Here is a 14,860-nt window from a genome sequence, read left to right on the forward strand (position 1 = left end):
GCTTAAGTTGACACCAATGGGCATTGCCGTGTCCCTACCAAAGTATTTGTATCATTCTTAAAGTGAAATGGTAAGCTAATCAGCATTTAAGCTGCAACATAGCTGAAATTAGTTTTATGTTTGATTTTCCGATGCCACTTAATCACTAACTCGCCTTGATTCAACAACTTATCTAGCAGTGTTTGTAATTCATCTACTGATTTAAATAAGCGATGAGCAATATATTCTTTACATGAATGCCAAACTAATTCGATAATGTTATAGTCAGGGCTATAAGCAGGCAAGAACTCTAAAATAAAATTCGGGAACTCTTGGGATATTTTAGCTAGAATATCTTTGCGTTTATGAAAACTAGCATTGTCTAAAATTAAAATTATCTTTGGCCCATACTTCGAGAAATCTTTACCCACATTTCCTTTACTTACCCACTCTTGTTTTATTAGTTCATTTAATTGTTGTAATTGCTCATAAAAAATATCTGCATTTCCCTTTTTTACAAAAAAGCATACGCGTTTCCGGTCTAATTCTCGAATTGCTCCCATGACGTTTACTCGACCACAACGTCGTTGTCCTGGAATATTCTTGCGTTTTCCTTTTTTACCCCAACCCTTGCGACGAATCACGCGTAAACTAAAACCACTCGTCGCGCGGGTACGCGCGCCCGCTACGCTAACGTCCAAAACCATACCTGCAAACGCTCTGGCTGTTCTCGCGCTATTGATAAATATTGAGCAAGTTTTTCTTTAAACTTCGCTCTCTCTATTGGGTTTTGTTTATCTTCCAGGTTATACTTAGCCCAGATATAGCTATACTTTTTTCGCTTTAATATCCTCCTTACTTGAGAGCTACTTAAATCAATTCCTGTTTTTTCGGTTAAATATGTAGCTAGTCGCTCTGCTGTCCATTTTCCAAATTCATACCCTAAATCTGAGGGTTCTTGGTCAACAGTTTTTAATAACAGTTCAATATATTCAGGCGTAGCTTTTCGGTAATATTCGTCCTCTCTTTTATTATGTAGAGTTTCCAAATTATCAGGATCACCGTGCATACACCAATATGCTACTGTTCTATGCGAACAACCTAAAAATTTAGCAATCTCGTATTGTGGTTTCCCATCATTCTGTAGCAGAATAATGAGAATTCTTTCCCTGACGTGTGGCTGCTCGCTCTCTTTCAGAGCTTGTTGTAGCTTACTAACTTGTGACGGCGTTAAAAAGTTCTTGGCTGGTGGTGGCATCTTTGCTTTGAAACGTCTTCATCTTTCTATTATGCAACTTACGTGCCGATTAGCTTATGAGTTAGGGTAGGTAGCCAGCGAGTTACCAGTATTGGCACTTTTCCAATCAGCCCCCTCCAAACTACGCATGAGCTTTTCTTCAATCGCGCCCGTTGAGCGCTCACTTCTTGTACCAATAAAAATTTATGTAATTTTATTACTCAGTAAAAAAGCAAAACCCTTGATTTAGCCATAAAAGCTGATAAAAATCAGGTAGCCTTGTGGCGCATCTTTTGACTTTATCTGAGCTTCTACGTAGAGGTGCAAGATATGAGAAGAGCGATCGCCCAGTTCAATTATGAATGTGGCTTTAAGAACAATGTTGGCTTCTTTAAATTTGTAGGAATCAAGTTTCGTGAGGTCAAGGATGTTATTAACGACCTTCATGCAAGTGCGATCAACCGTTTAAAAACTCGCCAAGGCTATCAAGCAAAAATTTTACAAAATATTATTTCCAAACTGAATTAAGTTGAATTAAGTTAGTTAATAAAACCAGAAAATTAAGGGTAATTGAATACATAATTGTAAAAAGTCAGGTAAAAAATTATGGCTGTAAAAAGAGACACATCTAAAGATGGGTTAGGCAACAAACTTCAGATATACCTTCTAACAAACTTTAAAGGTATTTGGAAATTTCTCCAAAGCAACAAATATATTGCACGTAAAGTTAATAAAGCTTTGCTTAACAGTCTCATCTATAAAATTCCGACTCGTCCTAATCCCTACAGTATGATGATTCTAGATGAGCATATTCCTGATACTAAAATTCCTAAGAAAACCGATACTTATACTTCCTGGGAATCACTCAACGATCGCACTTATACAGGACGACATCTACCGCCTGATCCGAAGTTAAATGCGGAGGGTAATCTACCCAACATTGAAGAGCTGGCTATTCTATTCCGTAAAAAAGATGGTAAGACTATTTATTCTACCAAATCAACTATGCTGTTTCCCTATTGGGTACAGTGGTTTACAGATAGCTTTCTTCGTCTTAATCACTACAATAAACTAAAAAATACTTCAAACCATGAAATTAATTTGTGTAATGTTTATGGTTTAACCAGAAAACAAACATATCTTTTAAGAAGTTTTCAAGGAGGTAAATTAAAAACTCAGAAACTTAAACGCAAAGATGGTGTAGAAGAAGAATATCCTTTATTTTATTATGCTGATCCAGCACAGAATCAAGTTAGCCCTGAATTTGAGGGGCTTTATGAACCTCTTAATGATGAAAAAAGACAGTCCGTAGATAAAAAACAATATATGTTTGCGATGGGAGTAGAACGAGCAAATGTGCAAATAGGCTATGTCATGCTCAATACTCTATGTCTTAGGGAACATAATCGTCTCTGTGATGAATTAGCAAAGAATTATCCAGATTGGGATGATGAACGCCTTTTCCAAACCGCGAGAAATATTCTCATGGCAATTATTCTTAAAATAATTATGGAAGAGTACATCAACCACATAACTCCCTATCACTTTAAGTTGTTTGCTGATCCTGAAGCTTTTACTAAGGAAAGTTGGCATCGTCCCAATTGGATGGCAATTGAGTTTGACTTTGTTTATCGCTGGCATAGTGCAATTCCAGAAACCTTTAACTATGACGGTAAACCAACCCATATTGCTGCATCTCTCTGGAACAATAAGATGTTTATTGATCAAGGTTTAGGCGCATTGATGGAGGAAACTTGTTCCCAACCAGGTACAAAAATTGGTTTATTCAACACGCCTGATATATTAGTTGAGCTAACCGAATTACCCTCAATTAGGCTGGGACGGCAGTTGCAATTGGCAAGCTACAACGATTACCGCCAAATCTGCGGTTTCCCCAGAGTGACTAGATTTGAGCAAATTACTGGTGATGAATTTGCTCAAAAGAAACTTAAAGAATTATATGGTCATGTTGATAATATTGAGTTTTTTGTGGGGCTTTACGCCGAGGATGGGCGAAAAAATTCAACTATTCCTCCGCTGGTAGCACGCTTAATTGGAATTGATGCTTTTTCTCAGGCGCTAACTAATCCTTTACTATCACCCAATATCTTCAATAAAGAAACTTTTTCTCCTGTGGGTTGGGAAATTATTCAGCATACCAACACAGTCTCGGATTTAGTTAATCGCAACGTTCCTGCAACAGACAAAAAGTACAAAGTTACTTTTGACCTTTAAGGAATTGTAATATCCTAATATCGATGCAGTAGACTTGATAACAACATGAGTGTAGTGCCGTAGCATCAGAGTAAAAGAGCGATCGCTACTTTACCTCTATAAAAGATATTATGTCGTTCAAGTCATCTCCCACATATTTATAATCACCAGCACTATACTCACGGCATTTACCACCAGTTTCATGTTGGCATACACGTACCACTGTATCTGGTGGCACGCGTAATGAGCTAATAGTGTCATTACCAACAATACTTAAATCACCTTCGTTAGCTTTATATACTCCTGGACTTGTAGGAAAAGATTGGGAAGCCCCAGTAAAGTTGGCGTCTTTGTAGACCTTAACCTGTTGTGGTGGCTTGTAAGAGAGCTTGTAGATGGTGCCACTATAGTCATCCGAAATTAACAAATTGCCTTGCTGGTCGACTACCATATCCACAGGTCGCCCCCAGACTTCTTGCGTTGCTGTAAGTAGCCAGCCGCTTACTAAATCTATCTGGTCTTCTAAAGTCTTTGTTGTACTATCCCAAGGAAAGTAAGCTATTTTGTAGCCCGTTTTCTGCTTCCGATTCCATGAACCGTGCAGCGCCACTACTGCCCCAGTTGAGTAGAGGCTGGGAAACTCTGTATTTTGTAAGAATGTTAGCCCCAAGGGAGCCGAATGTGCTTGGATGCCCTTGCTAATCCTGTCCATCTGATTGCAATTAACGTGTCCATCAGCATTGAACTGATAGTCGCGGTCAAACGGCATATTGTTGAAGCCATTGGACGTATCAGGATTGGGGTTGCAGAATGGCCAACCATAATTGCCGCCATCTTTGACTTGCGTGAACTCCTCTGGAGGATGGTTGTCCACGTAGGACTCAATAACCTTACCGTAGTTGCCAGTACTATCGTTGAAGGGATAAGCGATGTTGTCTCGATTATTAACGACTACCCAGAGGTCATTTGTATTAGGTAAGAATGCTAACCCTTCGGCATTACGTAAGCCTTGAGCAAAAAGTTTTTGATTGCTTCCATCAGCGTTGTACTGGCATCAGTGAGAGGTTAGAGTGATTGCACTTTTGTCAAGAGGGTGCGGGAAAAGGCGATAAATCCAGCTTGGAGACTGGTTTTCGCAGGGCTTTAACTACTCCTAAATCTTGATTTTCTTTGGCAGCGAAGTACTTAATTGGGTCATCCGCCTTACCTTTATCATAGGCGACACTAAAATGATATAAACCACGAAAAATCATCTCTAAAGAAATGCGGTCAAATGGCAAAGATAATTCGTCTGCAACCGCATCTCCCAAGTCAACCAATACTGCATAAAAGAGCCAAGTTGCCCACACTTGTAACTTCACACCATTAATAGAACCAGTCCATAAATATGACAGTCCCAATAAACGCTTGACCACGTAAAAAGCTTCTTCAACTCTCCATCTTCGGCGATATAAATCTGCGACAACGTAAGGAGGTAAGATTTGTGGGTCGAGGACAGAAGTAATATAAGAATAGCTAGTTTTACCAACCTTAATTTCTATTAAACGTAAAGTAAGCACTGGTGCACCACGACGAACAGTTCCAAGTTGAATCAATCGGTCTTTAACTGAATGGTCATAGCTGAAAATTTTTAAGTACTTAATAGATGCTTTGGCTTTTAAACGAGTAATAAAATGAACTTCTTGGTTAATGAGTTGTTGTAAAAAGTGGAAATGATAAAAACCTCTATCAAGTAAGATCAGAGTTTTAGCAGGTAGTAGTTTCAGCAATGGAGCTTCAAAGTTAGTTTCTGATGCAGCAGGATTAGTGTGAAACCAAACTTCAATAGGTAAGCGATTGACTAAATCAATAACTGTACAAATCTTTCCTGCTAATTGACCTGTTTTCAAGTCTTCTAGGCTTTTTAGCTTTCGGAATAAGGCTTCTAATGTAGACCCGTCAGCTATCCAAATTCGTTCAAAATTAAGAAGTGCAAATTTAACACTATCAGGAAGTGGTCGCTTCAGCCGTCGTTGCCAATTAAGTTGTAACTGAGGTAGTAAATCTTTAAATACTCGCTCAAATAATTCAGATGGGAATACTAAAAATCTTTCAGAAAGAGATTGTTGAGCAATTATTCTAGAACGACACCACAATAAATCTTCTCTTGCTAAAAGCCTTGTTAATTCTTGAACTCCAGGAACTTGTCGCCACAATAAAGTTAATACTGCTGCTACCATGAAGGATAGGTTGATAATTCTATCTCGTAAACCTAACTGCTTATAGTATTTTTGTTGAGCAAAGATAGCTGGAGTTAGTAACTCTTCTAAATGCGACGCAATCGCTTCATTATCTATGGTAGGAGTATTATGCTTTTGCGCGTGGTCGGAGTTTCGTTTTGCAGCTTTGGGCATAGTAGTCAACAAGCACTTTTCATTACCGCATTTGATTACTGAATTTACAATAATAATGAAACTCACTTTTGAAAAATTTATTCTCTCGTTACAATACTTTTTTGCCTCACATTTTAGCCGTTAAAAACTTATAGATAATGATAATCAAATAGAGAGGAAGGAGGCGAGTGTCGCTCGCCTCCTTCCCCTCCCCCACGCACGATTATCATTTTCATTAAAGTTTTTTTGAGTATTTTAACTGATTGACAAAATTTACTTTATTCTAACCTCTCACCGATGTTGTACTGGTAAATCGCACCCCGCACTGGATTACTTTTAGTATCTGCGAGGCAGGCATTGCACGTTGAAGCGATCGACACGTATAGTTTGTGATTGGAATCGAGTGCAATATTTTTCAGTTCGTGACCATAAGAACCTTTGAGTTCTGATGTGCTACTGTCTGGTAACCCAGCTACAACAATTTCACGATTCGTTATGTCTCCAGACTTGTAAGTGAAGCGGTTAATTTGATGAGTCTCAGAGATATAAACATATGTAGTCCCATTAATCTTGTGAAACACAATATCATGTGGTTTGCGTAGACCCGTCACGAAGTCAGAAATAATTGGGTCATTACTGCCATTCGGTTGCACAATTAGCACTTTACCCGTACTGGGCTGTGAGACTAGAAGATCCCCATTAGGGGCAACTGCCATAAAGCGGGCTTTGTTGATGCGAGCATAAACCGAGATGGAGAAGTTGGGCGGCACTTTCAAGTAACGGTTAATATTGAAAGGTGCAGAATCCATTGTACTTGGAACCTGAATCTTAGTTTCAACAGACGCCGCTGGTGGGTTGGCGAGTACTGCGGTAGGAAGAACCTCAAAGCACATCACATTAGTAAACAAGGTAACCAAACTAACTAGCCGTGTGGGTGTTATACCTCTGAGCCACTGCGTTGGATATAGACCAAACAAAACTAACATTTTGAACTTCCTTATAGTGTCGTAGTAATGTACAAATCATTCTTCAGGGAGTTGGAAAAAACTTACTCAGTGATACTAATTTTTGAGAGTATTTTGTTGGGTATAGTTGTCTATTTCTATTTTTCCTAACTCATCAAAAGATGGAGAAAATGAGAGTTACTAAGCAAGGCTTTTGAAAATAACATCTATATTCATCTGGAAATTGGCAGCAGTGATTACCCCTGTTAGTAAGCTCAAGCAGAGAAAAACTCAGCCCATCAACTGGCGCTGAAATACTAGAATGTGATGTCATCAGATGTTTAAATTTTCGGAGGAATAAACGCTTCAAATCATGTTTTTGTTCTCATAGACTTTTTCTAATGAAACTTATAATTAATCAATGAGTTTGAGAAAACCATGATGCAAAGTATTAAGTTATGTTCTCATGTTGGGGCTGACGGCATTTTGTATCTTGATATCCCCGTAGGCATAACGGACAAAAAATAGAAGTGACTGTAAAGTATCAGCAACTAAAAGCGTGAACATCAGTAAAAACACTAGAATAATTCAACTGTGTCGAGCAGGAGTTACCTTTTATGGAGAGCGATTTCAAAAGGTTTAGCAAATGAGCAATAGTCTTAGCAAAGACTCCTCTCAATCGCAGATATCCCCTAGTAAATCAAAATAGGGTTCAAAACTTCATCTAAACCAGGGTGCATCCTTTAATCGGAATTCAACTTGCTTCTTGGTTATCTACACCAAAAGTGATGTCTACGATGATCACTGACTTGTACTGAGCGCAGCCGAAGTAGCTTGTCGTACTAAGCTACACGCAAACATCTTGCACCAGTTGCTTTATTACGATTCTTGTAGAGTGGGCAATGCTGGCTGTGCGCTCAAACCCTTATTTGACGTTGTAGGCATTCATTGCCCATCTTGGCAGCCTAGAATATAGTAACTTTATACTACGGCAAATGGATAGATTTACTGTAGAATGCTTTTTAGCACGACCATTTTTTTTGGTATTGTTGCGGCCAAGTGCAAGCAACATACATATCAAAGTGAAGCGGGCTTTGCGAACACCGCCCTATGGATCAAACTCTGGAGAATTCACATGAGCAACAAGCACATTGAAGTCAAACCGGTAGCCGGTTTCATCGGTGCTGAAATCAGTGGCGTGGATCTTTCACGTCCTCTGCACGATGATGCAGTCAAAGAAATTCGTCAAGCATTATTGAAGTGGAAAGTCGTGTTCTTTCGCGGGCAGAACATCGATCATGCTGCCCAAGTTGCGTTCACGGCTCGTTTCGGCGAAGTCACCTACGCGCATCCGCACGAGGATGAACCGATTGAAGGCTTCTCAGAAATTCTGCCAATTGACCGTAGCCGCTACGAGCGGCGCAACGGTCTGCGTCGCTCCAGCTATGAGAGCCGCTGGCACACTGATGTCACAGCAGTTGTTAACCCGCCTGCGGCGTCAATTTTGCGTGCGGTTAATGTCCCTAGCATTGGTGGTGACACACAGTGGACTAATCTGGTCGCAGCTTACGAGGGTCTGTCAGCACCTCTGCGGGCGCTAGCAGACGGATTGAAAGCCGAACATCGCTTTAATGCGCGTTTGCGGCTGCCCAGCAATAGCAAGCTTGTCCAGCGCATTGCAGCCAATCCTCTAGTCTCGATTCACCCAGTGGTGCGCGTTCATCCTGAGACAGGCGAACGTGCATTGTACGTGAATCCTGGCTTCACCTCGCATATTCTTGACGTGTCACCACAAGAGAGCGATCTGCTGCTTGAGTTGTTCTTCAACCAGATCACCAAGCCTGCCTACACCACCCGTTTCCGCTGGAACAATGGTGATATTGCGTTCTGGGACAACCGGGCTACCGCACATTTGGCCCCTCAGGATATAGATCATATAGAAGTCGAACGAGTACTCTATCGCACCACTATTACGGGTGATGTTCCAGTCGGAGTCGATGGTTTCCGCTCGCAAGCAGTTGAAGGTGAGCCATTCGGCACTGAAGTACCAAAGGTCTTGAAGAAAAAAGCCGAGAAGTTGGAAGCAGAACCAGTGCTTTCATAAGCTATAAAGTAGTAGTTAGGGCTGCGGACATATTCCGCAGCCCTGTTTACCTAATACTTCGGCTCACGATTGAGATTATTTCCTCCGTCTCTGTTGTTTAACTGCATAGCCGTAGGGTGTAGGCCAGTCTGGTTCGTTATCTAAATTGCTATGCGCACCAATTGTCCAGTATGGATCGCGGAGTAATTCTCGACCGATAAGAATCAAATCCGCACACCCACGAGTAATTACTTGGTTGGCATAGTCAGCCAACAGCTCGGCTCCCTAAGTGAACAAAATGCCAGTCGTTTGCGACTCCATTCTCTGCTGAATATTGACACATTGGTGACATTGCTACACGATTCGGCAGGGTAGTACCTCGAATTGTCAATGGGCTAAACAAGTCCACTTCAGGTAGTTCCGAGTCGTGTAGATTGCTTGAGGGACAGCCGTGGGAATCCCTGACTGCTAATTCTGTCTGAGCTTGAGCTGATGGCAAGGTTGTTAGGTTTTGTGTAATCATTCGCTTACTTTTCCATTTTTTGTGGACTAGCACCCAATGTCGATCGCTTCGGCAAAATGAAGAGATTTCTAAAATTCCTCACCCAATTCCGTTAACTGTTTCTTACTTATACAGTCACGGTTAGTAAGAAAAGTTTTGCTTTCTTCTATATAATGCTGAATTACTTATTTCAACTTGTTCATTTTTTATTGAAAGTCATCTTCAGCAAATTTAAGTGCTTTAATCTCTTCTAAAATTACTAAAATCTATTTGTGTAATTCTTCAGAATTAGCCAGTTTATTGCTTTAGTGAGATTTGATTGATAAAATTGGAATTTTGGAACTTTATACAATAGATTTAATCTATTCTCGATCAACTAGTAAATTAAAACCTCACTCTTCGATCTGGCTTAATTTTAGACTTAAGGAATATTTTTGATACTGCAATCTTAATATAAATCCCCAACCTGAGCATGATTAATACTAAATATGTATGATTAGTTGTCCAAGCCTACTACTTGATTAGACCTCTGGCATAAATATTTTTTGGCTCACACAAAGGGAGCTTGCTTCCTCGTAAGAGTACAGTGAATGCAGACGAACAGAGAAAGAATCTATCTAAAATTAAGACTACATTCTCTCATTTTAAATGCTTTAGCCCTGTTATTCCCTCATCAGAATGACAAGTTGAGCTGATATGAGAATAATCAGTGACATTAGTCATCAATCTGTGGCTTAGTATTAAGATTGTATGAGTTCGCAACCAATGGAAGACTAACAGCTTTAAAAGGAATTGTTAGCATTCAGTATTAATGCTAGATAAATTTATTCATGCACATTCATCATCTCAATTGCGGCTGTATGTGTCCCATTGGTGGAGCGCTCTTTGATGGCTTCAGTCGCGGCTTAGTAGCTAATCTTATCTGCCACTGCTTGCTCGTTGAGACAAATCAGGGGCTTGTTCTTATTGATACTGGCTTTGGACAGCGCGATATCCAAGCACCATCATCGCGGCTCAGCCCATTTTTCATTTATTTCAAGGTCAGTGGGATGAGGTCAAACGCTGGAAGTTCTATTCCCCTGGAGGCGAACCTTGGTTCGGCTTTGAAGCAGTACGCAATTTAGAAGGACTACCGCCAGAAATTCTCCTCATCCCACTTGCCGGTCATACGCGGGGTCATGCGGGTATAGCTATTGAAACACCAGAAGGTTGGCTTCTCCATGCAGGCGACGCTTACTTTTACCGGCACGAAATAGGCTCTAATAAACGGCGTTGCACTCCCGGTCTGCGTGCTTACCAATGGATGATGGAGGTAGACCGCAAGGCTCGTCTTTACAATCAAGAGCGGCTGCACGCGTTATCTTTTGATAGCAGTAACAGCGTGCGCTTATTTTGTAGCCATGATGCTATCGAATTTCAAGCGTTTGCCAACCAATCCAACGGATAGATATAGTAAAGCTGGAAGTTTGTCATCTTACGCTTTAAAGTTGAACATATAGCCATAAATGTTCAGAAGATACTCTGGCGTTTACCTCAACTAATTTCAATAACTCATCTAGTTTTTCTTCAGTTAAACCTAGCTCTTGAGCAGATTTACGTAATTTTTCATCTCCTTTTAACTCAAAGAAAAGTTGCTGAATTTTTGCACCATTAATTTTAGATAAAGCATCATTAATTCTAGCTAAAATTTTGTTTTTGAAAATATATTCAAAAGCATATTTAACTAATTTTCTGTACCACTTACCCGATGCCCCAGACACGCTAAGTTTAGATAGACTAACGCTGATTGTTTCATCTGCGACGCTGACATCAAGTGCTGCTGACCCCACAGCAGTAATTGAAATCCAAGGGCTGTAATATTTTTTATGAGTCAAAGGATTCACAATCAAAGTCTCTCTAAACTTACCATTGGCTTTGCCTTTGATTAAAAGCCCCCCCTCCTTAAAAAAGGCTTCAAAATTAACTTTTATCTGCTGTAAATCTGTGTTCTTTTCGTTTTCTGCTTCAAACTTGTCTAGTTCAGCATTCAGGGGTTGTAGTATGTATGGTGCAGGAATCCCGATCTCAAACACTTTCCGTGCTAAATCAACATTAAAGGGAAATTGATCAATTTCTGTCAACGATTCTTTGGGCATCTGGATTCCCAAAGATTTACTCATTAGCCTAGAAATATCATTTTTAGGTTGCTCAACATCAGGAGAAACCGCTTTGACAAGATCATGTTTCTCGATTTTTTCTGCGATGGATTTCGGAGACTCAGGGGAAAATGACACCCCTGTTCTAATGTTATCGGCTTTCTGTATACAACTTACTAGTTCTGTTTGTATGGGTTTTTTCTCAGTTTCTGTGGAATTATACTCAACTATCATTGAAGCATTAGCAGAATTAATACGCACATCTGTAACTGCACCCAGAGACTTTACCGCTTGCTGTAACTTCTCAGCATAGTTGGTATCTGTTTTCAGGCGAGGAACTTTAATACGAATTCGTCCAGCGATCGCATGAACAATTTGATAATTATTTTTCTGTAATTGGTCTGTCATAATTAACAGTACTTTTCTACATTTCAATTAACTATTGTATAAAATTGATGAGGAAGCAACTGTCCTATCAGCAAAACTTTGTCAGGAGAAAAAGCATTAAATTTTAAATTTTATATTTAGAGTTTCACTTCCTTGAAAGCTTCTGTACTTCTCCTGAAAGATAGATAAATAGATATATTTAATATGTAATTTTTTAAAGTTTTACTAAGAAGATTATTTTATTTATAAAGATTAAAAACTTATCGATAACCACTAAGCTTATGTAAATATTGATACCATACAATTATGGATTGCAAAAGTAAAAGCAAAATCACTTAATATTAATATTTATAAATTGGCAAAAAGCAAAGGATGTTATTTCACTGGATATTCTGTTTTAAATTTTAATTAATGCAGACATAGTTTTTTGTAATCTAACTAATATTTATCTCTTTACATCTAACGTTTAAATTATTTAAATTATTAACATATTTTTTCGTAAATTGATTTTGTAATACGAAATCCATAGATAATTAATTAAATTATTGTTATAAAATTAAGAATGTGTTTGCTAACTATATAATAGTTTAAAATAATCAGTTAGATAAACTCATCAAATCTTTATCTACTTGAAGTGTAATTTATCTTTTACAGTAAAACAAATGGGAATATTAAATTAAAGAATACTAGAGTAAATCAGATTAAAAAAGTGGTTAGCTATGAGCCAAATATGTCCTATTTCTAAGACTTGTGCTTGTCACAATGTTGTACGCTGCCGAACAAAGGAAGCAGGCAGACTCTTTCTCTGGTTTCCCGTTCCACATACCCTTAAAAAAGTCACCTCTTACTTAGAGCAGCTTGCATTGAGATATGAATTGATGCACGAACGCCCAGGTTTAACCTTGGATTGTAGATCCGGTGAATCCCAAGAAATAGCCCGTAACTTGGCGCAACTTCTTGCACCTAGAGAATTGAGAGAGACACAAGTCCTTTTCATTCGAGGTGCTATCCAACCTCAACTCCACGATTTTAGTGACATCGCTTCGTTACAACGCTTCATTAAGTTCAACCAATCTGACTGGCTGATTGAAATGCTAGCAAGGGAAAGATTCACTAGTTACTTTCAGCCGATTGTCTCAATTAAGGATACATCGCAGATTTATGGATATGAATCACTCTTGCGGGGACTGGATGAACAAGGCAATTTAGTGATGCCTGAAGCAATTTTGGAGTTAGCAGCCGAAGCCGGGCTTCTGCCACAACTCGACAGAGTTGCTCGGCTCAGCACAATCACTCAAGTCAGCCAGCATCAAGTAAGCGGACATATCTTCATCAATTTTGCACCAACAGCACTTTATGACCCCGTTTCTTGTCTAGGTAGTACGGTAGAGGCAATTGATCAAGCAGGGATTCCCCATGAACGGGTTGTTTTTGAAGTTGTGGAGTCAGATAATCCCCAAGATTTAGAGCATCTCAAGGGCGTGCTTCAATTCTACCGGAATGCTGGTTTTTTAGTCGCCCTTGATGACCTCGGTTCTGGTTATTCTAGCTTGAACTTACTGCATCAGTTACGTCCTGACTTTATCAAGTTGGATATCGGATTAATTCGAAATGTGCATCAAGACCTTTATAAAGCGTCGATTACGGAGAAGCTTCTAGAGATTACTCACAAGTTAAATATCAAGACTGTCGCTGAAGGGATTGAGTGCATCGAGGAACTAAACTGGCTGCGAGAACGAGGCGCAACTCTTGCTCAAGGCTATTTGATTGCTAGACCCAGTGCTGTGCCTGCCACTACAACCCCTCGCTTTAATAACAGCCCCTTAACTTTAGCATCGGCAAATTCTAAACAGGTAGACCAACATGTTCAACATCAAAGCGAGTACGAGCGAATTGTCGCGGATGTGACGCAGCGCATCCGACAATCGTTGCAGTTAGAAGAGATTTTGCAAACCACGGCAAATGAGGTGCGACAACTGTTTGAGGTAGACCGAGTGGTGATTTATCAGTTTAAGCCAGACTGGAGTGGATTAGTTGCTGTAGAATCCTTAGCGCAAGGGTGTATGTCGATTCTGGGATTTCACGTTATGGATACCTGCTTTCAATCCACGTGTGCAAGTTCCTACCAACAAGCCAACACTAAAGCGATCGCAGATATTGAAAATGCTGGATTATCGCCGTGTCACGTTGAACTGCTGCGGAGTTTGGAAATTAGAGCTAATCTTGTCGTACCCATCTTGCAGCAACAGCGTTTATGGGGACTATTAATCGCTCACCAATGCCGTAGCACCAGACAATGGCAGCAATCAGAGATTAACTTGTTTAACCAACTAGCCGGCCAAACTGCGATCGCCATTCAGCAATCTGAACTTTACCAGCAACTACAACAAGCAAACCAAGAATTACAACGTCTTGCTTCTTATGATGGTCTGACCCAAGTGGCAAATCGACGCTGCTTTGATGACACGCTTCAGTCAGAATGGTTACGGTTGGCTCGTGAGCAAGCTTTCCTATCTTTGATTTTATGTGATGTCGATTACTTTAAGCTTTACAATGATACGCATGGACACTTGGCGGGAGACGATGCACTCAGGCAGGTTGCCAAGGCCATCTCTCAAGCAGTTAAACGCCCTGCTGATTTAGTTGCTCGCTATGGTGGAGAAGAGTTTGCAGTTATTTTGCCGAATACTGATGTGGAAGGGGCGATCGCAGTTGCCAGAGATATCCAGAACTATGTTTGTGGATTACAAATACCTCATACGAATTCTCAGGTCAGTGAATTTCTCACGATTAGTCTTGGCATTGCAACCATAATTCCTCATAGCCAATCATCCCCTGCGAGCTTAGTTGCAGCTGCTGACCAGGGACTTTACCAAGCAAAAGCCCAAGGTAGAAACTGTATAATGCAGATGAACTGTGAGAATGTTGATCCTAAATCTATTTTGTAGCATAACTATCAAGTAGATTACTCCTTTAGATAACGAATAAATCAACCTACGTAGTGACC

Annotated in this window: 9 protein-coding genes and 3 pseudogenes; 4 read left to right on the top strand and 8 right to left on the bottom strand. The window is 39.9% G+C overall.

Translation table 11 applies throughout. The annotated features are described in order from the left end of the window. Positions 1–86: 86 nt before the first annotated feature. A pseudogene (locus WKK05_RS15690) lies at positions 87–1,237 on the bottom strand (IS630 family transposase). Between the two features lie 225 nt (positions 1,238–1,462). Continuing rightward, positions 1,463–1,663 (bottom strand): hypothetical protein, encoded by a 201-nt coding sequence (locus tag WKK05_RS15695; protein WP_341530541.1) that lies wholly within the window; start codon positions 1,661–1,663, stop codon positions 1,463–1,465. Positions 1,664–1,822: 159 nt separating this feature from the next. On the opposite strand from WKK05_RS15695, the gene WKK05_RS15700 reads away from it, so the two are divergent. Continuing rightward, complete coding sequence (locus WKK05_RS15700; RefSeq protein WP_341530542.1) at positions 1,823–3,451, top strand: peroxidase family protein; 1,629 nt, start codon at positions 1,823–1,825, stop codon at positions 3,449–3,451. 85 nt (positions 3,452–3,536) lie between these two features. On the opposite strand, the gene WKK05_RS15705 is transcribed toward WKK05_RS15700, so the two are convergent. The 3 genes and pseudogenes from WKK05_RS15705 to WKK05_RS15715 all read right to left on the bottom strand — a co-directional run bounded on the left by WKK05_RS15705 (position 3,537) and on the right by WKK05_RS15715 (position 6,788). Next, positions 3,537–4,304: a hypothetical protein gene (locus WKK05_RS15705; protein WP_341530543.1), complete on the bottom strand. Its 768-nt coding sequence runs from the start codon at positions 4,302–4,304 to the stop codon at positions 3,537–3,539. Positions 4,305–4,527: 223 nt separating this feature from the next. Then, a pseudogene (locus tag WKK05_RS15710) lies at positions 4,528–5,823 on the bottom strand (IS4 family transposase); the annotation flags it as partial. 257 nt (positions 5,824–6,080) lie between these two features. Then, a complete protein-coding gene (locus WKK05_RS15715) occupies positions 6,081–6,788 on the bottom strand; it encodes a hypothetical protein (protein ID WP_341530544.1) in 708 nt (235 codons plus the stop codon). Between the two features lie 1,093 nt (positions 6,789–7,881). Here WKK05_RS15715 and WKK05_RS15720 point away from each other — a divergent pair. After that, positions 7,882–8,850, top strand: coding sequence for a TauD/TfdA family dioxygenase (locus WKK05_RS15720; protein WP_341530545.1), 969 nt, complete (start codon positions 7,882–7,884; stop codon positions 8,848–8,850). A gap of 75 nt (positions 8,851–8,925) precedes the next feature. Here WKK05_RS15720 and WKK05_RS15725 read toward each other — a convergent pair whose 3' ends face one another. Next, positions 8,926–9,102, bottom strand: coding sequence for a hypothetical protein (locus WKK05_RS15725; protein WP_341530546.1), 177 nt, complete (start codon positions 9,100–9,102; stop codon positions 8,926–8,928). Further along, positions 9,098–9,352: pseudogene (locus WKK05_RS15730) on the bottom strand (oxidoreductase); the annotation flags it as partial. The pseudogene WKK05_RS15730 and the gene WKK05_RS15725, both read right to left, overlap by 5 nt. Positions 9,353–10,161: 809 nt before the next feature. Between WKK05_RS15730 and WKK05_RS15735 the strand changes: the two are divergent. After that, positions 10,162–10,455, top strand: coding sequence for a hypothetical protein (locus tag WKK05_RS15735; protein WP_341530547.1), 294 nt, complete (start codon positions 10,162–10,164; stop codon positions 10,453–10,455). Between the two features lie 357 nt (positions 10,456–10,812). On the opposite strand, the gene WKK05_RS15740 is transcribed toward WKK05_RS15735, so the two are convergent. Then, entirely contained in the window at positions 10,813–11,874 is a 1,062-nt protein-coding gene (locus WKK05_RS15740; protein WP_341530548.1) for an HMA2 domain-containing protein, read from the bottom strand. Between the two features lie 698 nt (positions 11,875–12,572). On the opposite strand from WKK05_RS15740, the gene WKK05_RS15745 reads away from it, so the two are divergent. After that, on the top strand, positions 12,573–14,801 hold the full coding sequence (locus WKK05_RS15745; protein ID WP_341530549.1) for an EAL domain-containing protein: 2,229 nt from the start codon (positions 12,573–12,575) through the stop codon (positions 14,799–14,801). Positions 14,802–14,860: the final 59 nt, after the last annotated feature.

Source organism: Nostoc sp. UHCC 0302 (genome assembly GCF_038096175.1).
Lineage (GTDB): Bacteria > Cyanobacteriota > Cyanobacteriia > Cyanobacteriales > Nostocaceae > UHCC-0302.